The organism is Pseudarthrobacter sulfonivorans, from assembly GCF_024391045.1.
Classification (GTDB): domain Bacteria; phylum Actinomycetota; class Actinomycetes; order Actinomycetales; family Micrococcaceae; genus Arthrobacter; species Arthrobacter sulfonivorans_B.
On sequence record NZ_JANFCZ010000001.1, the window covers coordinates 234395 to 260787 of the forward strand.

Below are 26393 nucleotides of genomic sequence, written 5' to 3' on the forward strand. Positions count from 1 at the left end.
TGCCCCGTAAGGCTTGTGGCCGGCCCGGCACCGCCCCAGCGCCACGCGCAATCAAGCAAGGAGAGCCCGTACGTGATCCCCGAGAATACCGGCCCGGCCGCCGTCATCGTTCTGGCAGCAGGCGCAGGTACCCGGATGAAATCCCGTACCCCCAAGATCCTGCATGAGATCGGCGGCCGCTCCATGGTGGCCCACGCCCTCCTTGCGGCACGCAGCATCAACCCCGGCCGGCTGGCCCTGGTGGTCCGCCACGAACGTGACCTGGTGGCCGGCCACCTGAACGAACTGGACCCCGAGGCGCTGATTGTGGACCAGGATGAGGTCCCCGGCACCGGCCGCGCCGTCGAAGTGGCACTGCTCGCCCTGGATGCCAAGGAAGAACTGACCGGCACCGTGGTGGTGACCTACGGCGACGTTCCGCTGCTCAGCGGCGCACTCCTCGCCGATCTGGTGGCCACCCACGAACGCGAGGGCAACGCCGTCACCGTCCTGACGGCCCTGCTGGATGACGCCACGGGCTACGGCCGCATCCTCCGCGGCGACGACGGTTCTGTCACCGGCATCCGCGAACACAAGGACGCCACTGAGGCCGAACGCCTGGTCCGTGAGGTCAACTCCGGTATTTACGCCTTTGACGCCGCCGTGCTCCGGGACGCACTGGTCCACGTCACCACCGACAACTCACAGGGTGAAAAGTACCTCACCGATGTCCTCAGCCTCGCGCGCCAGGCCGGCGGCCGGGTTGCCGCGGTCGTCACCGAAGACCGCTGGCAGGTGGAGGGAGCCAACGACCGCGTACAGCTCGCCGCGCTCGGGGCGGAACTCAACCGCCGCACGGTCGAAGCCTGGATGCGTGCGGGAGTCACTGTCGTTGACCCCGCCACCACGTGGATCGATTCCACTGTCACCCTGGACGAGGACGTCCGCATCCTCCCCAACACGCAGCTGCACGGCGCCACCACTGTGGCGAGGGACGCCGTCGTCGGCCCCGATTCCACCCTGACGGATGTCCGCATCGGCGAGGGGGCAAAGGTGATCCGCACCCATGGTTCCGGGTCCGTGATCGGCGCGGGCGCCGCCGTCGGCCCCTTCACCTACCTGCGGCCCGGCACTGTGCTGGGCGAAACCGGCAAGATCGGCGCGTTTTACGAGACCAAAAACGTCACCATCGGCCGAGGCTCCAAGCTGTCCCACCTCGGCTACGCCGGTGACGCCGAAATCGGCGAGGACACCAACATCGGCTGCGGCAACATCACTGCCAATTACGACGGCGAGAAGAAGCACCGCACGGTGATCGGTTCGGGCGTCCGCACAGGTTCCAACACCGTGTTTGTCGCACCCGTCACCGTGGGGGACGGTGCTTACAGCGGCGCCGGCGCGGTGATCCGCAAGGACGTCCCGGCCGGGGCGCTCGTCCTGTCCGTCGCCGCCCAGCGCAACGCCGAAGGGTGGGTTGTTGCAAACCGCCCCGGCTCGCGCTCGGCAGAGTTGGCCACAGCCGCGTCAGACTCCTCAAATTCCCCAGCATCAACAGAAGAGGGCAAGTAATAATGAGCGAAATTACGGCACACGGCGAAAAGAAGCTGGTGCTAGCCGCCGGGCGGGCACACCCCGAACTGGCGCGGGAAATCGCGAAGGAGTTGGGGACCGAACTGCTGCCGATTGACGCCTACGATTTCGCCAACGGGGAGATCTACGTGCGCGCCGGCGAGAGCGTCCGCGGCACCGACGCGTTTGTCATCCAGGCGCACCCCGCCCCGCTGAACAACCACTTGATGGAACAGCTGATCATGATCGATTCGCTGAAGCGTGCCTCCGCCAAGCGGATCACGGTGGTATCCCCGTTCTACCCGTACGCCCGCCAGGACAAGAAGGGCCGCGGCCGCGAGCCCATTTCCGCCCGGCTCGTGGCGGACCTGTACAAGACCGCGGGCGCGGACCGCATCATGAGCGTTGACCTGCACACGTCCCAGATCCAGGGCTTCTTCGACGGCCCCGTGGACCACCTCATGGCCATCCCGCTCCTGGCGGATTACATCCGGACCAAGGTGGGCGCCGACAACGTCACGGTCGTTTCCCCGGACACCGGCCGCGTGCGCGTCGCCGAGCAGTGGGCGGAGCGGCTCGGCGGGGCCCCGCTGGCGTTTGTGCACAAGAGCCGCGACCTCACCGTCCCCAACCAGGCCGTATCCAAGACCGTGGTGGGCCAGGTTGAAGGCCGGACCTGCGTGCTGATCGATGACATGATCGACACCGGCGGAACCATCTCCGGAGCCGTCCAGGTGCTCATGAACGCCGGGGCCAAGGACGTCATTATCGCCGCAACCCACGCCGTGTTCTCCGACCCCGCCGCCCAGCGGCTGGCCGAATCCGGTGCCCGCGAAGTGGTGGTCACCAACACCCTGCCCATCGCCTCCCACCAGCGCTTCCCGCAGCTGACGGTGCTGTCCATCGCGCCGCTGATCGCCCGCGCCATCCACGAAGTGTTCGACGACGGCTCGGTCACCAGCCTGTTCGACGGCAACGCCTAAAGAGCTCCCGCGGCGCCGGCCCCGAATTCATGCGTTTTCAGTTTTCGGGTGCGGCGCTGGTAGGATTTTCACGATACCTTGGCGAGGGAGAGCAGTCTCCGTTATCGACTGGGTCTGAATCTCCCTTCCGGAAGGGCGCCGCACGGCGCCCGGCGTTGAAGGTCGCAACAGACCTCCGCCCTTGCTGAACACCAGTTATTCTTCCGAGGAGATACGCATGTCTGAGCAGAAGCTCGCAGCAGAAGTACGCACCGAATTCGGCAAGGGCTTTGCCCGCCGCGCGCGCATGGCCAACCTGATTCCCGCCGTCATCTACGGCCACGGCGCCGAGCCGATCCACATCACCCTCCCGGCCAAGGCCACCACGCTGGCAGTTCGCACGGCCAACGCCCTGCTGTCCCTGGACGTCAACGGCGACGAGCACCTGGCCCTGGTCAAGGACGTCCAGCGCGACCCCATCAAGCAGATCATCGAGCACATCGACCTGCTGACCGTCCGCAAGGGCGAAAAGGTTACCGTGGACATCCCCGTCCACGTTGTTGGCGAAGTTGCTCCCGGCAACGTCTTCAACCAGGAACTGACCGTTATCTCCCTTGAGGCCGAGGCAACCCACCTGCCCACCGCCGTCGAGGTTGACATCGAAGGCCGCACCGCCGGACAGCACATCCACGCTTCCGACCTGGTCCTGCCGAAGGGCGCCACCCTGCTGGCCGACGCCGACGCCCTGGTCATCAACATCTCCGAGGCCGTTGAGGTTGCAGAAGAAGGCGAAGAAGAGGCAGCAGCCGCACCGGCAGCAGCCGAGTAACCACTTCCCAGATTCGCAGCTGTGGCCGGACCCCTTGGGGTCCGGCCACAGCCATGTCCGGACCACCCTAGGATGGAACAATGACTGACACCTGGCTGATTGTGGGCCTCGGAAACCCCGGCACCGAATACAAAGGCAACAGACACAACGTTGGCCAGATGGTTCTTGACGAACTGGCCGGCCGGCTCGGCGGAAACTTCAAAACCCACAAGGCCCGGGCGCAGGTCCTCGAAGCGCGGCTGGGGATTGGCGGGCCGCGCCTGGTTCTTGCCAAGCCGATGAGCTACATGAACGTTTCCGGCGGACCCGTGGGAGCCCTGGCGAATTTTTACGGCATCGGACCGGATCGCGTGGTGGCGGTACACGACGAAATCGATATCCCGTTCAACACCATCAAGCTCAAATGCGGCGGTGGCGAGGGCGGCCACAACGGGCTGCGGGACATCTCCAAGGTGCTCGGCACCAAGGACTACCTGAGGGTCCGGGTGGGAGTCGGCCGCCCGCCGGGCCGCATGGACACTGCCGATTATGTGCTCCGTGATTTTGGCACCACAGAACGCAAGGACCTGCCGTTTCTGCTGGATGAGGCCGCCGATGCCGTGGAAATGCTGGTCAAAGACGGGCTCACCGCAGCGCAGCAGAAGTTCCATCCGGCGAAAACCGACGTGTAGCAATTAGGACCAATAACCCGTAATCCCTGTTCAGCCTTCCGTCCCTGGGGGTAGTCTTCTTCCTAAGCGGGGGGGCGAAGGGGCTTATCCCGCTTTATTGGGATGTAGGGGATAAGTTCATGTCAATCGAGCCACTTAGCTGGGAACGTGGGTCACAGGTCAAGGACCCTGAGCTGCGGACGGACACCTCCGGCATGTCAGAGGCGCAGCGATGGTCCGCGCCGGCACGCAGTGCCAATCTCGAAGCCGTGCGCACGGCGCTGACAAGCCCCGACTCCCTCGGGGTGGTCATCACCGGCGGCCGCGGTGTCGGCAAATCATCCTTGGCCCGGACTGCCGTATCCGAACTTGGCCCGGACGTCTGGACCCTGCAGTTGCGCAGCGGGAACACCGCGGGAGACACCCCCTACGGCTGCCTGGCATTCCTCCTCGCACGTCTTCCCCAGGCCTACATGGGCTCGCCGACTGCCATCCTGCGGGGCATCACGTCCCTGATCCGCAGCGACGCCGCCGGCCGCCAGTGCGTCATCACCCTGGACACCGCCGGCAGCATCGATGACATGAGCGCCGGCGTCCTGCTGAACATCCTGCTGACCGGAACCGCGCGAATCGTAGCCGTGGCACCCAAAATCAGCGACCTCCCGGCGGACTTCCATTGGCTCCTCACCGACCGCCGGCTGACTGAGGTCCGGCTGGACAACCTTAATGAGCTGCAGACCCGCCAGGTACTGCTTTCCCTGCTGGGCCACCGGGTCTCCTCGTCCCTGGTCAGCACCTTCCACACCATGGTGGGAGGAAACCCGCTGCTGCTCAAGGCGCTGGTGGCCGAGCAGCAGCAGTCCGGAAACCTGGTGCTGTCGGATTCCGTCTGGACGCTGCGGGACAAGGTAGTGCTCGACGGCGCCGCGAGCCTTGAGGACATCGTGCGGTCACGCTGGTCCCGGCAATCCCCGCAGGAGCGGGAAGTCATCGAGATGCTCTCCTGTGCACGGCGGGTGGAGCTGTCAAGGCTCACCGCTGTCTATGGCGCCGGAATCGTGGCGGACATGGAGGATGGCGGACTTCTGGAGATCGACGCCTCCGAGAGCCGCTGGGTGGCACTGCGTGAAATGTACCTCGGCGACGTCGTGCGCTCCTGGCTCAGCATTACCCGGCGGCGGGAACTGCGGAGCCTGCTGCTGGACGGCCAGGAACCGGACCCCGCAAGCATGACCATGGAAGAGCTGATGGCGTTCGCCGCCTGGACCCATGAGTGCGAGGCAGAGCTGAGCCCGCGCATGGCGCTCGCTGCGGCTGAAGCGGCCGTGCAGGTCTTTGACCCGCACTACGCCCTCAAATATGCAGAGACGCTGAAACGCAACGACGCCCAGTGGGTGGCCGGCCAACGGCAGAAGGCTGCCGCCTATCTGCTCCTTGACCTTCCCGTCCAGGCGATGGCCGCACTGGACGACATCTCACAGCCGCAGCTGGACAGCCTGGGCGTCCTGGAATACGCCCAGGTCATCGCGGCAAAATCACGGGTCATGGTGTGGCTGCCGGATCATGCTGCCAGGGTACCGGCCCTCCTGCAGACGGCACGGGAGCGGCTCGCCGCGGAGCCTGACAATGCGAAGGAATGGCCCGACACTGCCGCCGTTGCGGCCAACAGGATTAGCCTGAGCGAATTCGAGTATCAGGTGTTCGTGGGGGACTACGCAGCAGCCATTCCGGGTTTGGAAGCCGCCGCCGACCCCGAGCTGAACCCCGATCTTTGGTTCCGGATGAATTCAGGAATGATCCTGATGACGGCGCTGGCCATGACCGGGCGGGAGATGGATGCCCTAAGCCTGATGAGGCAGCTGGGCGGCCAAATTTCGGACGCCGGCCACATCGTGGGACTGCGCGAGACTTTCACGGAACGGGCTTACAACGTCCTGCTGACCGCCGGGCAGTGGCGCCGCTGCATCGACCTCCTGCATCCGTCCGCCTCCCGGGAGGCCCACCAGCTTCCCTATCGAAGCGCGGCCACTGAGCTGGCGGCCGGGATCGCCTACGTCTTCGCAGGCCGGGGCGCCGTGGCGCTGGATTCGCTCCTGTCAGCTGTGGCGCAACTCGAACTGCGCCCGGCCCAGGGGATCCGCCGTGAAGCCTATGCAGCGGTTGCGTTCGCTTATGCGCAGTTGGGAAATGCCGGCCAGTCCAGGAAATATCTGGACAAACTGCACCGGACCGGCGGCGTCGCCGACCATGCGACCAGGAGCATCACTGACTTCTGCGCGGACATGGCCGGCCGGTGGCTGAACGACACCGAGGCGGTCAACCGCCTGAAGGAAGCTGCCCGCCGCGACATCGCGGCCGGCAGGTACACGCTGGCCGGAATCAGCCTGCTGGGGGCCACGGTTCACGGGACGGAGGCTGACTTCCGCCTGCTCGAGGAAGTTGCCGGTCACCGCCAGGGTCCGTTGGCGGAAATTTCGCGTTTGATTGCCGTGGGTACCCGTACCCATGACGCCAAGACCCTGCTTGCCGGCGGGGAACTGTCCGCCACCCTGGAACTTGATGCTGTTGAAGCCCGTTGCATGGCGCTGGCGGTGGACTTTGCCCGCCAGGCCGGCGACCCCGCCGCAGCAAGGACTGCCCAGGCACGGCTGGACATCCTGGCTGGCACGGTGCCCAGCCTGCCCATCGTGCCCAGCAGCGGCAGCCCGCTCTTAACCAGCAGGGAACGGCAGATTGCGCGGCTCGCGGGCAGGGGTGCGTCCAACCGCGACATTGCGCTGGACATGGGCGTCTCCGTACGCACCGTCGAAGGCCACCTTTACCAGGTTTTTACTAAACTTGGAGTGACATCCAGGGGTGATCTGACTGGACTCGTCTAACGGCCACTCATCGAAACCGGGCCGCCTGCTCACGGGACGGCGGCAGCCGCTGGATCGGATCTGCAACATTATCCGGAGCCGAACCAGCCAGGCAGTGTTCCTGATGGCGGGCCCCGGCATTGGCAAGTCCGCGTTGACCGAAGCCATCACCGAGCGGTTGGCGTCTGACATGATTATTGTTCAGATCCATGGAAGTTCCTCGCTCTCCCGGGTGCCGTTTGGCATCCTGGCACCGTACACGGCCGAGCTGACCGCCGAGGATTCGGTCTCACCCGTGGCCGTCCTGCGGTCCGTATGGAGCTACTTTGAAAAACTCAAGGCAGGACGGGACGCGCCGTTGCTGCTCGTGATGGACGATGCCCATCACTTGGACGAGGCTACGGCCGCCATCGTGGCAGACATGATCTCCGCCGGCTGGGCCAGCGTTGTGGCGGCAGGCAGGCCCAGGCCCGGACTGCCTCAGCCCCTCGCGCAGCTCTGGTATGACGGACTGGCCGAACGCGTGGACCTTCGACCCTTGAACCGGGAACAAATCGAGGAAGTCCTTGCCCACGCACTGGCCGGCACGGTCCCCGCCGAAACTGTCGACACCATCTGGAACGCTTCCGGCGGCAATCCACGGCTCCTCGATGCCCTGCTCCATGACGCCGCAGAAGGAGGCCAGCTCGCCAAGCGGAACGGGATCTGGATGCTGCTGGATCATTTGCCGGCCGAAGGTCCGCGGCTGATGGATGTTGTGGTGAAGGACATGCTGCGCCGCACGCCCGAAGAGCAGGAGGCCCTGAAACTTATCGCGCTTGCGGGGCCCGTGAGCCGCAAAGTGATCGAGGACATCTGCGGCGCCGAAGTGGTGCGCTCCCTGCTTGACCAACAGATGGTGGTTGAAGGTCAGGGCACCCCTGCAGATCTCCGGATCTGGAACGCGATGTTCGGAGACGCCCTCCGCCTGACCATTTCCGTATCCCGCAGCCTGCAGTTGCTGGAAACGGTGCGCGGGCACTTGGATACGTCCCCGGCCGGCCCGGAAGGGCGGTTGCGTGCCGTCGAGTGGGCGCTTGAATGCGGACTGAAAACACCGGAGCCCGAACTGCTCGAAGCGGCCGGGACCGCGTTGGCGCACTTCAGGAACCGGAGCGCCCGGACCATGGCGGCCAAGATTTCCGACCCGGCACTCGTGCCCGAGGCCCAGGCCATCCAGGCCAGGGCCCTGTTCAACGAAGGCGACCATGCCGGCGCGGCAAAGCTTCTGGACGAATGCTGGCTGCAGCTTGGTTCCGGCGCCGCGGCCGCCCCGGCGCTTATGCTCAGGGCACTGGTCCATCAGGCACTCGGAACACCGCTGGCACTCTTCGCAGCCGAGTCCCGCGAGCTGCTGCGCCGCGCCTCCGCTGCAACCGGCACAGCCACGGCCTGGCAGGAACAGCTTCTGCGAATCCTGGAATTCGGCGAAGCCGGGAACTGTGAAGCACTCGACCACGAGGTCCAGGACCTTCGGAGCAGAAACCCCGCCAGCGTGACCGACCACGCCCTCCGCACGGTCGGAGCCGCCCTGTTGGCACAAGCCCGCGCGGCAGCCGGGTCCGCCGTTCAGGGCCTGGATGCCGCCCTGTTGGCGGCTTCAGAAGTCGCCGCCTTGGAAAGCGGCGTGTTCTTCTTCAAGGAGTTGGTCCTCGGCCGCTTGGCGGCCGACTATTTGGCCCTGGGAGACTGGGAAGCAGCGGAGCGGGAGCTGGTGGACTATGCAGCGGCTCAGCCCCGGGACGCGGCAGCGTTCGCCGGCAGCATCCAGGTGCTCCGCGGCTACTCACTGCTGCGGCAGGGGCGGATTGAACGCGCCTACCAGACCCTGTTGCCTGCCGTCGAGACCCTGAGGCTCAACGATCCACTGCAGGTCTTCCGGTTCGGGTCCGCGCTGGCTTTCTATGTGGCAGCAAGGCTGGGTGACGCCGCCCAGGCCAGCCGGCTTGAGCTCGATTACAAGGATTCCCCGCAGGGTTCAGCCGGCCAGGAGCTGATGGCAACCGCCTACGCCGCGGCGGGTTCGGAGTACGTGGCCCGTGACGGAAAGGGGCTTGCGTCCCTCCACACCCTGGCCACCATCCCGGAAGTCTCTGCCCGGGGCGGCATGCTTCTCGAACTGTTGGCGTTGTGCTGGGACTTGGGCGACCATTCGGTGATTCCCCTGGTACAGAACCTGGCGGGCAACGTCCAGGGCCGCTGGGCCGCGGCGCTGCTCACGCTCGCGGAGCATTGGGAGTCCGCCGACGGCGACGCCCTCATGGAGATGGCGGCCCGGCTTGAAACAGAGGGCTTCGTCAACGTAGCCAGGGAAGCCTACGCCCGGGCAAGTTCGGTGCTGGAAGCCGTCGGCGAACGCCGCCGGTCGCGGCAGGCGGTGGCTCTGCGCGAGAAATGCGACCACGAACTTGGCGAGCGGTTCCGGGAGGGACAGTTCATCGCAGCGGCCCCCACGGTTCACCTCACCCGCCGCGAACAGGACATCGTGGAGCTGGCAGTCCAGGGGCTCACGGACCGGGAAATCGCCCAGCGGCTCATGGTCTCCGTCCGGACAGTGGAGGGCCACCTGTACCGCACCTACGTGAAACTCGGGGTGCGGAGCCGTGACGAACTCTCCTCAGCCCTGGCGCACTAAATCCGCCACGCCCGCCAGGCAAACCAGGTCCGCCCCGCATGGTGCCTGCTGCCGCGCGCCCGGAGCGGGTTTACCTGCTGTGCCAAGGCCTGTTCTGGCTTCGAGTGTCCCCCCTGCCGGAATACGCGTATCAGCCGGCCAGGACCCGGTAGCCATACCGCCGAAGTAGAGTACTGCCTACTCGTGCTGTCCGGATCCACGTGCGATTAACTTGATTCGGGAGGAAAGAGCGGCGAAAGCCCTCCACCTCCCGCCATCAGACTTTCCAGGTCTTGTCTCAATGTAATTTTTCCGGCCACGTCGCCGGACCGAGACTGGGCCGGCGACGTCAGAGTCTTCTGAGACCGAGGCTCTCCCCCCAGCCGTCGCCGGCCCTCCTATCCGCGGGCTGAAGCCCGGAGCCGATGTGGCGGCCGTCCCCGGGCGGCCGCCACATCGGTGTTGTGGGACAATTGAATGTCAATCTATTGGCATCTCAAGGAGTTCACTTTGGCATTCGTAACCACGCCGGCCACGCTGGAACGCGCCGTTCCGGCCATGGACAACGCCGAGGTACTCAGAATCAGGAATGACTTCCCGGTGCTGGACCAGCTGGTGAACGGCCAGCCGCTGGTGTATTTGGATTCAGGCGCCACGTCACAGAATCCTTTGAGCGTCATCGAAGCCGAGCAGGAGTTCTACGAACAGCGCAACGCGGCCGTGCACCGCGGAGCGCATCACCTTGCGGTCGAAGCCACCGAAGTCTTTGAAGACGCCCGGCAGACCATCGCGGACTTCATCGGGGCCGATTACGCGGAAACCGTGTGGACTTCCAACGCCACCGAGGGCCTGAACCTTGTCAGCTACGCGCTCTCCAATGCCGCCCTGTGGTCGGCCCAGGGCCGCGGCGACGCCAGGCTTCGGGAGCTGGCAGTCGGCCCGGGGGACCAGATCGTGGTCACCGAAATGGAGCACCATGCCAACCTGATCCCTTGGCAGGAACTCGCCTTCCGTACCGGAGCCACCTTGCGCTACATCCCCATCGACGACGCCGGAGCCCTGCGCCTGGACGTTGCGGCCGAGATTCTGGGAACCAAAACCAAAGTCCTCGCCTTCACCCACGCGTCCAATGTCCTGGGAACCATCAACCCCGTCAGCGAGCTGGTGGCCCTTGGCCGCGCGGCCGGAGCCCTGGTGGTGCTGGACGCCTGCCAGTCCGCCCCTCACCTGCCCCTGAACGTCAAGGACCTCGACGTCGACTTCGCCGTCTTCTCCGGCCACAAGATGCTCGCACCTACCGGTATCGGGGTGCTGTATGGCAAACAGGACCTCCTGGATGTGCTGCCGCCGTTCCTGACAGGCGGTTCCATGATCACCACCGTGACCATGGAACGGGCCGAGTACCTGCCATCCCCACAGCGCTTCGAAGCCGGCACCCAGCGAATCTCGCAGGCCGTGGCCCTTGCCGCTGCCGCCAGCTACCTTACGGAAACCGGACTCGCCCGGGTGCACCGCTGGGAGGCGGACCTTGGTCAGCGGATGGTGGCAGGCCTTGAAGCCCTTCCCGGAATCCGCGTCCTGGGTCCCGCCGCCGGGCAGGAGCGGATTGGCCTGGCCGCGTTCGACGTCGACGGGGTGCACGCGCACGACGTCGGGCAGTTCCTGGACTCCCGGGGGATCGCCGTCCGGGTGGGGCACCACTGCGCACAGCCGCTGCACCGCCGTCTGGGGCTGACGGCCACCACCAGGGCGAGTGCCTACCTGTACAACACCACCGACGACGTCGACGCCTTCCTGGAGGCCGTTGCCGGGGTCCGCTCCTACTTCCGCGTCTGACGCGGTCACCGAAGGTATACCGAATATGAGCCTTGACCAGCTGTATCAGCAAATCATCCTCGACCACTCGAAGGCCCGCCACGGCAGCGGCCTGGCCGGCCTGGAAGCACCTAAGGGCGCAACCACCGGGCAGTCACACCAGCTGAACCCCGTCTGCGGGGACGAAGTTACCCTTCGCCTCGCGGTGGAAGACGGCAAAGTGGCCCAGATTTCCTGGGACGGAGCCGGGTGTTCCATCTCCATGGCGTCGGCCTCGGTCCTGAGCGAACTCGCGGAGGGGCTGACGGTGGATGAACTTCACGCGATCATCGGCAACTTCCGGGAAGTCCTGCGTTCGCGTGGAAAGGTCCACGCGGATCCGGAGATCCTCGGTGATGCCGCTGCATTCGAAGGTGTGGCCCGCTATGCAGCGCGCGTCAAGTGCGCCATGATTTCCTGGGTCGCTGCGGAAGACGCCCTCAACCAGGCAGCCTAGAAGTAGAGCGCAAGCAGAAGCGCCTCCGTGCCGGCGGGCACAGGAGGCGCTTCTTTGGTTTGTCGTCCGGCCGGGACGCTTTATTGGTTTGTCAGCCGAAAAGCCCCATCACGCCAATCACCGCGGTCGCGGCGCCCAGCACCATGGAAATGCTGACCAGCACCACGTGGACGGTGAGGAACTTCGTTGCCTTGCCCTCGGCGTCGCGCGCACGGGGATCCTTCATGACCCGGCGCAGGAACTGCGGCCACACCACCAGCGACCAGACGCCGGCGACGATCAGCACCAGCGCAGCAAACAAGGGAAGCTGCATGGAGTCAGTGGCTTTCGAGCCAGGCCTGGGCCTGCTGGGACTGGATGTTCAGGGCCTTGGCGACCATCGGTTCGGCTGCTTCGGCGATCTTGCTGCCCAGGAACGGCACGGACGAGGTGACGTTGCCTTCGAGTTCAATCCGGGTGCTGCCGTCCTCGGCAACGAGCCGCTGGACAGCAGTCACGTCGAGGGGAGCGCCGGCAATCTTCAGCTTGATGTTGCTCTGGCGGGACCCGTCAGCTGCCGGCGCCTCCCAGTTTTCCACTTGGGTGACGGTGAGCTTTTCGCCGACGAACTTGCGGGCAATTTCCGGCAGGCGGGTGGTGGGCAGGGTCCGGACCGAGGTGGTGCTGAAGGCGCCGGCCGTGTCGCCGTCCACGGCGAAGGACTCCAGCGTGCCGCCGACATATTCGCTGGTGTGCCGCTGGAAGTCCTCGTTGATGAAAACAGCAGCGACGCTGTCAACGGCATGCGGAAGGGTGGTGGTTGCACTCAGTGCCATGAATCCTCCAGTGATACGGGGTTGGTACGCTTTTTGCTCCCCACATCTTACGGGGCGGCGGGCGGGTTACTGGAACCGGCAGTCGTCCGGCCGGCATCGGCGATCTTCCGCGCGGCAGTGGTGATGTTCCGTGCCATCGCCGGAAAAATGAGGCTGTGGAAGGGCAAGACGGCCAGCCAGTAGAGCCTGCCGCTGAGGCCTTTGGGGAAGAAAATGGCGCGCTGCCGGTAGCGGCTCCCGCCGCCGTCGGGCTCAACGGACAGTTCAAGCCACGCGCGCCCCGGCGCCCGCATTTCCGCCCTCAGGCGAAGCAGTTTGCCGCGGTCAATCCGTTCCACCCGCCACCAGTCCACCACCTCGCCGGGAGCGAGGTTGCCCGGGTGCCGGCGTCCGCGCAGGAGGCCCGCGCCGCCGGTGAGTTTGTCCAGCCAGCCGCGGACCCGCCAGGCCAAGGGCAGGGAATACCAGCCGTTCCGGCCCCCGATCCCCTCGATGACTGTCCACACGTGTGCCGGGTCCACGTCCCCGTGGAACGTGCGCTCATCCACGAAGACCTTGTGGCCGGCCCACTCGGGGTCGCTGGGCAGGGGATCGGCGTCCACGCCGGCGCTGGCCCACGTGGTCTCCACCTGACCGTCGCGCTCCTTGCCCAGGGCCAGGGCAACTGCACGCCGGTACGGAGTCAGGCCGTCCTCAGGCACGGGAATGATGGAGTCGATGTCGTGCTCGCGGGACACGGCGTCGTGCTGCAGCGACTGGACCAGCGGCAACGACATCGACAGGGGGATGGGGGTGGTCAGGGCCACCCACAGCCCTGCAAGTTTCGGGGCGGGGACCGGCAGCGCCAGGACCACCCGATAGGGCAGCCCGGCCTCGGCCGCGTATTCCTTCATCATGCCCGCATACGTCAGGACCTGGCGGCAACCGATGTCGAAAGTGCGGTTGATGTGCCCGGTGAGGGAGGCTGCTCTGACGAGGTAGTACAGGACATCCCGGACAGCGATCGCCTCGATCCTGTTCCGAACCCAACTAGGCGCCGGCATCAGCGGAAGCGTTTCGGAGAGGTGCCGGATCATTTCGAAAGACGCAGACCCGGACCCGATCACCACACCGGCCTGGAAGACCACCGCGTCCACCGGGCTGTCCAGGAACACCTTGCCCACTGCCTCGCGGGACCGCATGTGAGTGGACAGTTCCACATCGGAGGGGTGGAGCCCGCCGAGGTACACGATCCGGCTGACACCGGCTTCAGCCGCCGCGTCCGCGGCTGTCTGCGCCATGGTCTTTTCCTTGGCCTCAAAGCCAGCCCCGGCAGCCATGGAATGGACCAGGTAATAGAGCACGTCGACGCCCGCCAGCGCGTCGCGGAGGGCACCGCCGTCGTCCAGGCTGCTCTGGACCACCTCCACATCCTTCAGCCAGGGCACGCCGGCGATCTTGGCCGGAGTCCGGACCAGGACCTTCACGGTGTGCCCCGCCTCGAGCAGCCGCGGAACAAGCCGGCCGCCGATGTAGCCGGTTGCGCCCGTGACCAGGACAGTGCGGGGTTCTGTGCGGGGTGGTTCGGTTGTGCCGGTCATGCTGACTCCTTCTTGTCACCCGCGATACGGAGCGCTTGTCACTTATGCCATTCGGAGCGGCAAGTCTTCCGGACGGCCTTGGATCCTGAAAGCTTAGTCCGGCGCGCTGCGCGGTAGGCTGGGATGACCCGGTATTCGCAGCGAATTTCGGCTTTTCGTGTTGCCTGAGCTTCCCCTGAAACACAGGGAAACGCCGCAGGCCTTGAACACCACAGGAGTTTCCGCCATGAGCCCCAGCGCCTCCCGCACAGGTACTGCCACGTCCGGCCCGCCGCTTGCCGGGCTGCGCAGCGTCCTCGCTGAAGACCGTACGTATGCCAGGGTCAAAGCCGAGGCGGAACGGGGCTTCGGTGTCCGCGGGCAGGATTACCAGATCAGCGCGCCGGCAGGGCTCCGGGCCGCTCTGCTCGCAGAAATGGCCGACGGCCTGGCCGCCGGGACTGAGGGAACGTCCGACGGCGGGATCCCCCCGATGGTCCTCGCCGTCACCGCCACGGGACGCGAAGCGGAAGACCTGACGGCTGCCCTGCGCGCCTACCTGCCGGCCGAGTCCGTGGCCGAGTTCCCCAGCTGGGAAACGCTGCCGCACGAGCGGCTCTCACCCCGCTCGGACACCGTGGGGCGGCGGCTGTCCGTGCTCCGGCGGCTGGCGCACCCGGAAAGCTCGACGGCGGGTCCACTGCGGGTGGTGGTGGCTCCCGTCCGTGCGGTGGTGCAGCCGATCGTGGCCGGGCTGGGGGAACTGGTTCCGGTCACCCTGAAGGTTGGCCAGGACGTCCCGTTCACGGACGTTGTCCGCCGGCTGGCCGATGCCGCCTATGCCCGGGTGGACATGGTCACCCACCGCGGCGAGTTTGCCGTCCGCGGCGGCATCATCGATGTCTTTCCGCCCACCGAGGATCATCCCATCCGGGTGGAGTTCTTCGGCGACGAGGTGGACCAGATGCGCTGGTTCGCCGTTGCCGACCAGCGCTCGCTGTCTGCCCCGGGCATCCACCACCCCACGGAACTGCATGCCCCGCCGTGCCGGGAAATCCTGATCACACCGTCCGTGATGTCCCGGGCCGCGACGCTGAAGACCCAGCTCCCTGCGGCCGCCGACATGCTGGAAAAAATCGCCGGCGGAATCGCCGTGGAGGGCATGGAGTCCCTCGCGCCGGTGCTGGTTGACGCCATGGTTCCCTTCGTGGAGCAGCTGCCTGCAGGCTCGATCTCGGTGGTCATCGAACCGGAAAAGGTCCGCACCCGCGCGCACGACCTCGCGGCCACCAACGAAGAGTTCCTCGAGGCGGCCTGGTCCACGGCCTCGGACGGCGGCACGGCTCCGCTGGACCTCAGCTCACAGGCCTCGGAAGCGCTGCACTCCGCCAGCTTCCGCTCACTGGCCGAAACCCGCACCTTCGCCCTTGACCACGAGGTCTCCTGGTGGTCCATCACGTCGCTGGCCACCGATGAGGAGCTGCTGCCGGAGATTGACGTCCTGAACCTGCACGCCCGGGAACCTCGCGGCTACCAGGGCGACGTTGCGGAGATGATGGAGTTCATCGGCTCGCATGTCCGCGACCAGTGGCGGATTGTGGTGGTCACGGAGGGTCCCGGCCCGGCCCAGCGCCTCGCGGAGCTGTTCCACGACGCCGATATCCCGTGCGCCCGGGTGGACACACTGGCCAAGGAACCACAGGCGGGCATCATCGAGGTGACCACTGCCGCCGTCGGACGCGGTTTTGTCCTGGACAGCCTCAAACTGGGGCTGCTCACGGAAGCCGATCTGCTGGGCCGGACCTCGGCGGGTTCCACGAAGGACATGCGCCGGATGCCCTCCAAGCGGCGGAACGCCGTGGACCCACTGCAGCTGGTGGCCGGCGACCATGTGGTCCACGAACAGCACGGCATCGGCCGGTTCGTCGAACTCATCCAGCGGAAGGTCGCGGGCGGCGGAGACGGCGTCCGCGAGTACCTGGTGCTGGAATACGCGCCGTCCAAGCGCGGCGCCCCGGGCGACAGGCTGTTCGTCCCCACCGACCAGCTGGACCAGGTCACCCGGTACGTCGGCGGAGATACCCCGGTGCTCAGCAAGATGGGCGGCTCCGACTGGGCCAGCACCAAGTCCAAGGCACGCAAGGCGGTCAAGGAGATCGCCGGCGAACTCATCCGCCTGTACTCGGCGCGGATGGCCTCCCGCGGCCACGCCTTCGGCCCGGACACCCCGTGGCAGCGCGAGCTGGAGGAGGCCTTCCCGTACGTGGAAACCCCAGACCAGCTGACCACCATCAACGAGGTCAAGGCGGACATGGAGCGCGAGATTCCCATGGACCGGCTGGTTTCCGGCGACGTCGGCTACGGCAAGACCGAGATCGCTGTGCGGGCCGCGTTCAAGGCCGTCCAGGACGGCAAGCAGGTGGCGGTGCTGGTGCCCACCACCCTGCTCGCCCAGCAGCATTACGAGACGTTCACCGAGCGCTTCTCCGGTTTCCCGCTGCGGGTCAAGGCCCTGTCCAGGTTCCAGAACGCCAAGGAATCCAAGGAGACCGTGGAGGGCGTCAAGAGCGGCTCCGTGGATGTGGTGATCGGCACGCACCGCCTGCTGTCCAAGGACTTTGCGTTCAAGGACCTGGGCCTGGTGATCGTGGACGAGGAACAGCGCTTCGGCGTCGAACACAAGGAAGCGCTGAAGAAGATGCGCACCAACGTGGACGTCCTGGCCATGAGTGCCACGCCCATCCCGCGCACGTTGGAGATGTCCCTGACCGGCATCCGCGAAACATCCACCCTGGCCACCCCGCCGGAGGAACGCCACCCCGTACTGACCTACGTGGGCCCCTACACTGACAAGCAGACCTCCGCCGCCATCCGGCGTGAGCTGATGCGCGAAGGCCAGGTGTTCCTGGTGCACAACCGGGTGTCCACCATTGAGCGGACCGCCGCGAAGGTCCGCGAACTGGTCCCGGAGGCGCGCGTGGAGGTGGCACACGGGCAGATGTCCGAAAGCCGGCTGGAACAGATCATCGTGGACTTCTGGGAGAAGCGCTTCGACGTCCTCGTCTGCACCACCATCATCGAAACCGGCCTGGACATCTCCAACGCCAACACCCTGATTGTGGACGGGGCGGACAAGTACGGCCTCTCCCAGCTGCACCAGCTCCGCGGCCGCGTGGGCCGCGGCCGTGAACGCGCCTACGCCTACTTCCTGTACCCGTCCGAGAAGCCGCTGGGTGAGGTGGCGCTGGAACGGCTCAAGGCCGTGGCCACGCACAACGAGCTCGGTGCCGGCATGCAGCTGGCCATGAAGGACCTCGAAATCCGCGGTGCCGGCAACCTGCTGGGCGGCGAACAGTCCGGTCACATCCAGGGTGTCGGCTTTGACCTGTACATCCGGCTGGTGGGCGAGGCCGTGGCGGACTACCGCGGCGACGCCGAGGAAAAGGCCGCCGAAATGAAGATCGAGCTGCCGGTGAACGCCCACCTGCCGCACGATTATGTGCCGGGGGAACGGCTGCGCCTGGAAGCGTACCGCAAGCTGGCGTCCGCGTTGACGAACGAGGCCATCGAGGAAGTCCTGGCCGAGCTGGTGGACCGTTACGGGGAGCCGCCGCTGCCGGTCAAGAACCTTATCGACGTGGCCCGCTTCCGGGTGGGCGCCCGCGAGGCCGGCCTGTCCGACGTGGCGCTGCAAGGGAACTTCATCAAGTTCTCCCCGGCCCAGCTGCCGGAGTCCAAGCAGATGCGGCTCACCCGGATGTACCCCGGCTCGCAGTCCAAGCCTGCCCTGGACGCGGTGCTGATTCCGAAACCGAAGACGGCCAGGGTGGGCGGCCGGGACCTGCAGGACGCCGAGATCCTGGAATGGGCCAACGGCGTCATCCGCAACATCTTCTCCGACGCGCCTCTGGCGGTGGGATAAGCATTGATGGGAGGACATCACGCCGCGTCAGGAGCCGCGGCGTGGGTAGCTATTGCCTCGACCGGCCCCTACACGCTGGGCTGGTATCCGCTGGACGCCACCGGCATCCTGATCGGCGGCATGGCGACGGCGGGCACGGCCCTGGTGTGCGACTGGGACCACCGGCACAGCACCGTGGCGAACTCGCTGCCGCCGCTGTCCAACGTCATTGCCCGCGGGATCGAGACAGCGAGCGGCGGCCACCGGCAGGGTACCCACTCCATCCTGGGGGCGGCGTTCTTTGTGGTGCTCGCCATGCTGGCCGGGCAGATCCAGGTGCAGACCAGCTGGGGCCTGCTTTCCGTCGGCGCCGGCCTGCTCTGCATGTTCATGATCAACATTGCAGCCAAGGCGCTCAAGCTGTTTCCGAAGTCCGGTTTCATCAGCAACTGGATCTTCGCCCTGGTCATGGCCGGGCTGGTGACGTGGTTCGCGCCGCACCAGTGGACCTGGCTGCCGGTGTCCATGCTGACCGGAGTTGTGGTCCACATCGTGGGGGACATGATCACCACCGGCGGAGTGCCGTTGCTCTGGCCGATCGTCATCAAGCCGCCTCGGTTCCTGCGCAAACTGCCGGTGCTCAATGACGTCTGGAAAGCCAACGGAGCGTTTTCCCTGCCGTTGCTGGGCCGGGCCGGGTCACGGCGTGAGTGGCTGGTGCTGATTCCCGTGAGTGCCTACGCCATGGTGGGAATGTGCGTGGCGGCCTGGGCGGTGGCCAGGGCAACGCTTCCCGCGGCCGCCGCACTGGGCAAGACAGCCGTCAGCCGCTTCCTGGGCGCCGGCTGACGCGCTCCAGGCGGCGCCGGCCGGACTGGATGCCGGCAACTTAAAAGGCTGTGGCCCCGGAGCAATCCGGGGCCACAGCCTTTTACTTTTGTGCCGCGCTCTGCGGGTGTTACTTCCCGCCCGCGGAATCGGAGCGGCCGGTGACGGTCTGCGGGATCCAGAACGCGAGGGCGAACAGGCCCAGGCAGACGGCCATCGGCCACGGGTTGTCCAGCGTGAGGAAGGAGAGCGAGTAAAGGGCGCCGAAGAACAGGGCGATCATCACCACGAACAGCATGATGCTGGTGACGAGGCTGTTCTCGTTCTCCGGGGTCTGCACCTGAGCACTGCTGGACGTTGTGGTCTTGCTGGACATTCATTCCTCCTCGGCCCCGCGGGGCTCAAATCTGTGGCGGCAGCGGCTGTTGCCGACAAGCGGTCAGTAACCGGCTGAACCCTGTTCACCCTTGACGATCGCAATGCCGGAGCTGGCACCTATACGTGTTGCACCTGCAGCAATCATAGCCTGAGCGTCAGCCAGGGAACGCACTCCGCCGGAGGCCTTGACGCCCAGTTCAGGGCCGACAGTCCGGCGCATCAGGGTGATGTCCTCCGCAGTGGCGCCCCCGCCGTTGAAGCCGGTGGAGGTCTTGACGAAGTCAGCCCCCGCTTCGACGGCTGCCTGGCAGGCAAGGACCTTCTGATCGTCGGAGAGGAACACCGTCTCGATGATGACCTTCAGAATGGCACCGCTCGCGTGGACAGCTTCGGCCACGGCGGAGATGTCATCCACCAGGGTCCCCTTGTCCCCGGCCCGTGCGGCCGCGATGTTGATGACCATGTCGATTTCGTCGGCACCGTCCAGCACGGCACCGCGGGCTTCGAAGGTCTTCACATCTGTGGGCGTGGCACCCAGGGGAAAACCGATGACCGAGCAGGTCAGCACCCCTGAGCCCTTCAGGGCGGTCTTGACCGTTTTGACCCAGACGGGATTCACGCAGACGGATTTGAACTGGTATTCGGCCGCCTCGGCGCACACCTTGAGGATGTCGGCCTCGCTGGCCTCAGGCTTGAGCAGGGTGTGGTCAATATAGGACGCGATGTTGCCCGGCGTTGTGTCCGTTCCGGCCTCGCGCCGGTCAGCAGAGAGGGCTTCGTTGCTCATGATGGTCCTTTCCTCGTGGCCTTGTGGGCCGCTGGAGCCACGGAGTGCAGGGCTCTTTTGGGAACCATCTTGCCACACGGAGAGGCCGTCGGAGGCTTCCGGTTCAAGGCAGGGCGGGGTCACATCCGGCCCGAAAACCTGCCCGTTTTGGGCCTGATGTGACCCCGCGTTGCGCTCCGCCGCCGGCCTGTCAGGCCGCTGCCTGCAGGACTGCACCGGAGGACGACGCTGACATCAGCTGCGCGGCGCAGGCACCGGCGGCCGAAGCCGCCGCGACCAGCAATCCCAGCCGGACGCCGTCGAACGTTGCGGCGTCACCGATCGCCCAGATCCCGGGTACCGAGGTGCGGAAATCCTGGCTGATGGCGATCCCGCCGCCGGGCGCTGTCCGGAGCCCTGCGCTGGCGGCGAGTCCGTCCAGGGAAACCCGTTCCTCGGCCAGAACCACGAGGTCGCCGTTCATGGTGCTGCCGTCGGGAAACACGATTCCGGTGGACTGCAGTCCCGGGCCTGGCGTCCGGGGCGTCACGGCGGCGGGCCGCAATGTGGTGCGGACGGGCCGGACGCCGCGGGAGCGTAGCACCGCCTCCGCCTGTCCTGCCGCCGCCCCGGTGCCCACCAGGATTCCCAGCGGCCGCCTGCCCAGTTCCGTGCTCAGGTCCTTGATGGCAGACCCAATGCGGGCGGCGTCGTCAATGGTGGAGTAGCTCAGGCAGTGGTCCGAACCCTCCACGGGGGCTTGCCCCGGGGCTGAACCTGTGGCGACCACCAGGTGGTCATAGCCGAATTCCATGCCGTCGGCCGTGGTCACCGTCCGCGTTCCCGCCTCAATGTAGCTGGCCGGTTGGCCGCACCGGAGCGAAACCTGGGGGAGGGCGGCCAGTTCCATGAGCTCCGCGGAGGCATCGTCGCGGTTGCTGAGGATGGTGATTGACCCGCTGAACCGGGCCCGGTCCAACTGGCTGACGAGCGCCCGGGCCGCGGGCCCTGCGCCTGCGATAACGATGCGGGTGGCGGTGGAGGAAGACGTGGAGGGTGCCGGAGCGGACATCTGCTGGCCCTTTCGCTGGCGGCCGCTGAACGGCCGGAACTTCGTGATGCTGCCAGCGTAGGCGGCCCGTTTTTCCAGCGTGTTTCCCCCGAATTTCCGGCTTGGTGAGTTTTGTCCGGATAATGCGCTTAAAACCAAGAATCCGCCGCATTATCTGGACAAAAACTCCTGACCGGCGTGGGTCACACCCTGATCCGGTAACCCCGCTTGACCACGGTCTCCACCAGCCGGCCGTCGGGCAAGGACGAGCGCAGCCGGCTGACGGTCATGTCCAGGGCGTGGACCGAGCCCCTCAGTTCGAGCAGGTCCGAGAGCGCTTCCCGGGAGAGCACCGCCCCGCCGGCGCCCAGCAGGGCACGCAGCAGCAGCAGGGGCGCCGGGGCCAGCTCAACGGGCTGCCCGTCCACCCGCAGGCTGCGGCCGCGCAATTCGATGCTGCCGGAACCGGTGTCCAGGCGCCGGACGTGGTTCAGGGCCAGGTGTTCACAGACGAGCCGGATCAGGGCACCCATCCGGAACCGCTCCGGAATCAGCGGACTCACCCCGGCGTCAAGCAGCGGCTGGGCTGTCACGGGGCCGACGACTGCGGTGGTGACGGTGGTCTTGAGGCTGTGGATCAGCTCTTTGTACACGCCCATTTCGTGCGCGGTGCTCCACATGGCGTCAACGGCGGGCGCGCTCGTGAAGGTGAGCACGTCCAGGTTCCCGCTGCAGGCAGCCTCGATGAGGCGCGGAAGCCGGTCTTCGCCGTCGGGCTTCACCCAGCGGTACGGGGTGACGGTCAGGACGGTGGCACCGGACATGCGCAGGCGCTCCAGCTGCCGGACATCCGTGTAGCCGTGCAGCTGCACCGCCACAGTCTTGCCCCGGACACCTTCGGCCAGCAGCATATCCACCAGTGTTGCGGTGGTTTCGTCGCTGCTGATTCCGACGTCGGCAAGTCCGGCCGCGCGGACGGCGCCGCGGGCTTTGGGGCCCCGGACAAACATCCGGCAGGCGCCCAGCGTTTCCAGCAGCTCGTCACCGATTCCGAAGGAATCCGCCGCCTCGCACCAGCGGCGCATTCCATACGCCGTGGTGGCGATGCAGAGGTCCGGCCGGGCGGCAATGATGGCCTTCGTGTCCTCAATGAGGCGGATATCCTCCTGCACCGGTGCGATCTTCAGGGCCGGCGCGTGCAACACCTCGGCGCCGCGCCGTTCCAAGGCCTCGATGAGGTCCCGTGAGCGCCGGTGTGAGGTGACGCCGATGCGGAAGCCCTCGAGAGCGGAGCCGGTGGCGTCGGACGCCTCGTCCGGCCGGGCGGTTTCTGCAGGTGCCAGTGCGTTCATGGGGGTCAATCCTTTCACGAACCCAGCAGCGAGGCCGCCAGCCTGTCCAGGTCGGCGGCGGCCCCGGCATGCGTGCTGTTGGCTTCGGCCACCCGCACCACCTCGCCGATGACCAGCACGGCGGGGTTGCTGCACCCGGCGGCGGCGGACGTGATGGTGCCCAGGTCAGCAATGGTAGTGCGCTGGCCAGGACGGTAACCGCGTTCGACGACGGCCATGGGCATTTCGGGGCGCATGCCGGCCTTGCGGAGTCCGGCGGCGAGCTGGTGCAGCGTGCCGATGCCCATCAGCACCACGATGGTGCCGCCCAGGCCGGCCAGGTGCATGTGTTCCTTTTCGGTGAGCGGCGCATGGCCGGAGACCACGGTGAACATGTGGCTGACCTCGCGGTGGGTAACAGGGATGCCGGCGGCCGCCGGAACGGAGATCGCGCTGGTGACGCCCGAGATGACACGGACAGGAACCCCGGCCGCGACGCAGGCGGCCACTTCCTCGCCGCCGCGGCCGAAGACGTAGGGGTCGCCGCCTTTGAGCCGGACCACGTTGTTGCCGTCCAGGGCGGAGGCGACCATGAGCTTTTCGATGTCGGCTTGGCTGACCTTGTGGTGGCCCGGTCGTTTGCCGACATCCACCAGTTCGGCCGAGGTCAGGAGTGGCAGGTCCCCGCACGGCGCCAGCCGGTCGTAGAACACCACGTCGGCATCGCGGAGGGCGTCAACGGCGGCCACGGTCAGCAGCTCCGTGGTGCCGGGACCGCCGCCCACCAGCGTGACATGGCCGGCGGGGCCGGCGGCGGGCTCAACAGCCACCGGGACTCCGGTTGTGCGGCACCGGGCGAGCAGCGGCTCCCAGCCCGGCTGGCCGTCGTCGACCGCTGCCACCAGGAAGGGACGCTCGGGCAGCGGTCCGTCATGGGCGGCGCCCTGCGGGGTGCTGAGGCGGGAGACGACGGCGCCGGCGGCCTGGTAACGGCGGACTGCCTGCCGGACTGCATGGTCGGATCCGGTGACCAGGACTTCGCGGCCGGTGAGATCGATGCTGAGCTGCATGCCTATGCCTCGTTCTTTTCGAGTTCCGGGGTGGAGGGACGCATCGGAATAGTGGCACCGATGAGAACCGGCTGCTGGCCGGCGGCGGCTTTCTCTTCCGGAGTCGCCGGCCGCATCTGGCCGCGCTCGTCGGGGACGAAGGTGATGGAATCGTCCTTCTGGTCCGGTGCGTTGACGAAGGAACGGAACCTCCTCAAACGTTCCGGATCCTTCAGGGTGTCTGCCCACTCGTCCACGTAGGTGTCCACGTGCTTGGACATGGCCGCCTCAAGTTCCTCGGCGATGCCCAAGGTGTCCTTGACCACCACATCCTCGACGTGCTTGATGCCGCCGTCGAGCTCTTCCTGCCAGCGTGCGGTGCGCTGCAGGCGGTCGGCGGTGCGGATGTAGTACATGAAGTACCTGTCGATGTATTTGATCAGCGTCTCGTCATCCAGGTCCTTGGCGAGCAGCTGGGCGTGGGCCGGGGTGGCACCGCCGTTGCCGCCCACGTACAGGTTCCAGCCGTCGGCGGTGGCGATGACGCCCACGTCCTTGCCGCGGGCTTCGGCGCATTCGCGGGCGCAGCCGGAGACGCCCATCTTTAGCTTGTGCGGGCTGCGGAGTCCGCGGTAGCGCAGTTCCAGCCGGATGGCCATGGCCACGGAGTCCTGGACGCCGAACCGGCACCAGGTGGACCCGACGCAGGACTTCACCGTGCGCAGGCTCTTGCCGTAGGCCTGGCCGGATTCGAAGCCGGCGTCCACCAGCTCCTTCCAGATTTCCGGGAGTTCCTCCAGCCGGGCGCCGAACATGTCGATCCGCTGGCCGCCGGTGATCTTGGTGTAGAGGTTGTACTTTTCGGCGACGGCGGCGATCACGCCGAGCTTCTTCGGGGTGATCTCGCCGCCGGCGATGCGGGGGACCACCGAGTAGGTGCCGTCCTTCTGCATATTCGCCAGGGCGCGGTCGTTGGTGTCCTGCAGGGTACCGCGGCCGGCGTCCAGGACGTAGGCGCTGTTCTGGCTGGCCAGGATGTTGGCGATGGTGGGCTTGCAGATGTCGCAGCCGGCCCCCGTGCCGTACTTGGCCATGATCTCTTCGAAGGAGGTCAGTTCCAGGACGCGGATGGCATCGAAGAGTTCCTGGCGGGACAGTTCGATGTGCTCGCAGAGGGCCTTGGAAACCTCGACGCCGGACTTGGTTAGCTCGGTTTCCAGCAGCTTCTTCAGCATCGGGACACAGGACCCGCAGCTGGTGCCGGCGCGGGTGCAGCCCTTGAGCTCACCGAGTTCCCGGACCGGGGCGTTACCGTCGCAGGCGCCGCACCCGTTGATGGTGTCGCGGATGGTTCCGGCGGCTACGTTGTTGCAGGAACACAGTATGGCGCCGTCCGGGAGTTCAGTCTCCGGGGCGTCGCCGCCGCCGGCTGCCGTGAGGTACGCGCCGGGCTCGGCGCTCAGTTCGCGGCCCAGGAGCGGACGGAGGCTGGTGTACGGGGTGGCGTCGCCCACGAAGATGCCGCCCAGGAGGGTCTTCGCATCGTCGGTGGTGACGATCTTTTGGTAGACGCCGCGGGCGGGGTCGGCGTAGACGATTTCCAGGGCATGCTCGGTGCGGGCAAAGGCGTCGCCGAAGCTGGCCACGTCCACGCCGGAGAGCTTGAGCTTGGTGGCGGTGTCGAAGCCCGGGAAGGTGGCTCCCCCGCCGTGCAGCCGGTCGGCGACGATCTCTGCCATGGTGTTGGCGGGGGCAACCAGGCCCAGGCACATGCCTTCGAAGTTGGCCACTTCACCGATGGCCCAGATGCCGTCCACCTCGGTGGCGCAGTAGTCGTTGATGACCACCCCGCCGCGCTGCCCCAGGCCGAACAGCGGGTCTTCGCCCTCAGCGGCGCGGAACAGTTCGTCGCGGGGCCGGACGCCGATGGCAACGATGACCAGGTCGGCGTCGATGACGCGGCCGTCGGCCATGAGGACGCCGGTGACCTGGCCGGCGTCGTCGGCGAGAACTTCGGACGGGAAGACGCCGCCGTGGACGGTGAAGCCCTTGGCTTCGATGAGCCGGCCGAGTGCCTGGCCGGCGCCCTCGTCCAGCTGGGTGTTCATCAGCCAGGGTGCACCGTTGATGACCACGGGAGTGGCGCCGAGCTGTTCGGTGCCTGCCGCCGACTCGAGCCCCAGGAGCCCGCCGCCGATGGTGACGGCGGTGATCTTACGGCCGAGCTTCTCGGTCAGTTCGGCGATGGCCTTGTTGATGGCCCACACGTCTTCGAGCGTGCGGTAGACGTGGACGTGCTCGGCACCGGGGATCGGAAGGCGGGCTGCGTCCGAACCCGTGGCCACCACCAGATGGTCGTATTCGACGGTGCTGCCGGCAGCGGTTTCCACGGTCCTGGCGTCGGTGTTGATCTTCACCACGCGCTCGCCGGTCTTCAGCTCCAAGGACGGGTGGTCCCACATGGACGCTGATCCCAGGGTCAGGTCCACGCCGGTATCGGTGAGTGCCTTGGACAGCGCCACGCGGTCGTACGGCAGGTGGGCTTCTTCGGTGAGGACCGTGACATGCCAGCCTTCGAGGCCACGGGAATGCATGGCGTCGGCGAAGCGGTGGGCGGCGGGGCCGCCACCGGCGACGACGATGCGGCGCGGGTTCTCTGTGCTTGACGTCTGTTCGGTCACTGTGGGCCTTTCGCATGGGCCGCAGACGGTTGCTCTGCGACCTTCTCTGACGAGGTGTCCAATCAGACTAGGCAGGGGCAGTTTCGCTTCAGTTTCCCAATTGTTTCGTGGGCTTAACTTCTGCATCACGAATGGATTTCCGGCCGGGTGAGTTCTCTTTTACCCGCCAGACACATTCACTGCACGCCGCTGAAACACCTGTTGCCTAGGTTGTTTGGTACTG

Annotated in this window: 19 protein-coding genes; 10 read left to right on the forward strand and 9 right to left on the reverse strand. The window is 66.5% G+C overall.

Annotated features, from left to right (window positions below; all coding sequences use genetic code 11):
* The first annotated feature begins 72 nt into the window (after positions 1–72).
* From glmU to sufU, 8 genes are all read left to right on the forward strand, one after another.
* Positions 73–1548 carry a bifunctional UDP-N-acetylglucosamine diphosphorylase/glucosamine-1-phosphate N-acetyltransferase GlmU gene (glmU, locus tag NQJ30_RS01060; protein ID WP_255767871.1) on the forward strand — a complete coding sequence of 492 codons (1476 nt, stop codon included), beginning with the start codon at positions 73–75 and terminating at the stop codon, positions 1546–1548.
* Positions 1549–1550: 2 nt separating this feature from the next.
* Positions 1551–2531: a ribose-phosphate diphosphokinase gene (locus NQJ30_RS01065; RefSeq protein WP_190988511.1), complete on the forward strand. Its 981-nt coding sequence runs from the start codon at positions 1551–1553 to the stop codon at positions 2529–2531.
* Positions 2532–2748: 217 nt separating this feature from the next.
* Entirely contained in the window at positions 2749–3339 is a 591-nt protein-coding gene (locus NQJ30_RS01070) for a 50S ribosomal protein L25/general stress protein Ctc (protein WP_255767872.1), read from the forward strand.
* An 80-nt stretch (positions 3340–3419) separates the two neighbouring features.
* Positions 3420–4010: an aminoacyl-tRNA hydrolase gene (gene pth, locus NQJ30_RS01075; protein WP_255767873.1), complete on the forward strand. Its 591-nt coding sequence runs from the start codon at positions 3420–3422 to the stop codon at positions 4008–4010.
* A gap of 119 nt (positions 4011–4129) precedes the next feature.
* A complete protein-coding gene (locus tag NQJ30_RS01080; protein ID WP_255767874.1) occupies positions 4130–6868 on the forward strand; it encodes a LuxR family transcriptional regulator in 2739 nt (912 codons plus the stop codon).
* Between the two features lie 70 nt (positions 6869–6938).
* Positions 6939–9521, forward strand: a complete 2583-nt coding sequence (locus tag NQJ30_RS01090) for a helix-turn-helix transcriptional regulator (RefSeq protein ID WP_374113205.1) — start codon at positions 6939–6941, stop codon at positions 9519–9521.
* 489 nt (positions 9522–10010) lie between these two features.
* Positions 10011–11336 carry a SufS family cysteine desulfurase gene (locus NQJ30_RS01095; RefSeq protein WP_255767877.1) on the forward strand — a complete coding sequence of 442 codons (1326 nt, stop codon included), beginning with the start codon at positions 10011–10013 and terminating at the stop codon, positions 11334–11336.
* 25 nt (positions 11337–11361) lie between these two features.
* On the forward strand, positions 11362–11811 hold the full coding sequence (gene sufU / locus NQJ30_RS01100) for a Fe-S cluster assembly sulfur transfer protein SufU (protein WP_255767878.1): 450 nt from the start codon (positions 11362–11364) through the stop codon (positions 11809–11811).
* A 91-nt stretch (positions 11812–11902) separates the two neighbouring features.
* Here sufU and NQJ30_RS01105 read toward each other — a convergent pair whose 3' ends face one another.
* Genes NQJ30_RS01105 through NQJ30_RS01115 form a run of 3 tightly spaced genes read right to left on the reverse strand, consistent with a single transcriptional unit; the run spans position 11903 to position 14206 of the window.
* Positions 11903–12124 (reverse strand): SCO4848 family membrane protein, encoded by a 222-nt coding sequence (locus NQJ30_RS01105; protein WP_255767879.1) that lies wholly within the window; start codon positions 12122–12124, stop codon positions 11903–11905.
* Between the two features lie 4 nt (positions 12125–12128).
* A complete protein-coding gene (locus NQJ30_RS01110) occupies positions 12129–12626 on the reverse strand; it encodes a DUF2505 domain-containing protein (RefSeq protein WP_255767880.1) in 498 nt (165 codons plus the stop codon).
* Between the two features lie 47 nt (positions 12627–12673).
* On the reverse strand, positions 12674–14206 hold the full coding sequence (locus NQJ30_RS01115) for an SDR family oxidoreductase (RefSeq protein ID WP_255767881.1): 1533 nt from the start codon (positions 14204–14206) through the stop codon (positions 12674–12676).
* Positions 14207–14432: 226 nt separating this feature from the next.
* Between NQJ30_RS01115 and mfd the strand changes: the two genes are divergently transcribed.
* Together mfd and NQJ30_RS01125 are read left to right on the forward strand one after the other, a co-directional pair.
* On the forward strand, positions 14433–18107 hold the full coding sequence (gene mfd, locus NQJ30_RS01120) for a transcription-repair coupling factor (protein WP_255767882.1): 3675 nt from the start codon (positions 14433–14435) through the stop codon (positions 18105–18107).
* Between the two features lie 6 nt (positions 18108–18113).
* Entirely contained in the window at positions 18114–18935 is an 822-nt protein-coding gene (locus tag NQJ30_RS01125) for a metal-dependent hydrolase (RefSeq protein ID WP_255767883.1), read from the forward strand.
* 109 nt (positions 18936–19044) lie between these two features.
* On the opposite strand, the gene NQJ30_RS01130 is transcribed toward NQJ30_RS01125, so the two are convergent.
* The 6 genes from NQJ30_RS01130 to nirB form a co-directional block, all read right to left on the reverse strand.
* A complete protein-coding gene (locus NQJ30_RS01130; RefSeq protein WP_255767884.1) occupies positions 19045–19290 on the reverse strand; it encodes a hypothetical protein in 246 nt (81 codons plus the stop codon).
* A gap of 63 nt (positions 19291–19353) precedes the next feature.
* Complete coding sequence (gene deoC, locus NQJ30_RS01135) at positions 19354–20079, reverse strand: deoxyribose-phosphate aldolase (protein WP_255767885.1); 726 nt, start codon at positions 20077–20079, stop codon at positions 19354–19356.
* Between the two features lie 190 nt (positions 20080–20269).
* Positions 20270–21130: an FAD-dependent oxidoreductase gene (locus tag NQJ30_RS01140; RefSeq protein WP_255767886.1), complete on the reverse strand. Its 861-nt coding sequence runs from the start codon at positions 21128–21130 to the stop codon at positions 20270–20272.
* Between the two features lie 182 nt (positions 21131–21312).
* A complete protein-coding gene (locus tag NQJ30_RS01145) occupies positions 21313–22461 on the reverse strand; it encodes a uroporphyrinogen-III synthase (RefSeq protein ID WP_255767887.1) in 1149 nt (382 codons plus the stop codon).
* Positions 22462–22475: 14 nt separating this feature from the next.
* Positions 22476–23510 (reverse strand): uroporphyrinogen-III C-methyltransferase, encoded by a 1035-nt coding sequence (cobA, locus tag NQJ30_RS01150; RefSeq protein WP_255767888.1) that lies wholly within the window; start codon positions 23508–23510, stop codon positions 22476–22478.
* A 2-nt stretch (positions 23511–23512) separates the two neighbouring features.
* On the reverse strand, positions 23513–26170 hold the full coding sequence (nirB, locus tag NQJ30_RS01155; protein WP_255767889.1) for a nitrite reductase large subunit NirB: 2658 nt from the start codon (positions 26168–26170) through the stop codon (positions 23513–23515).
* Positions 26171–26393 lie beyond the last annotated feature (223 nt).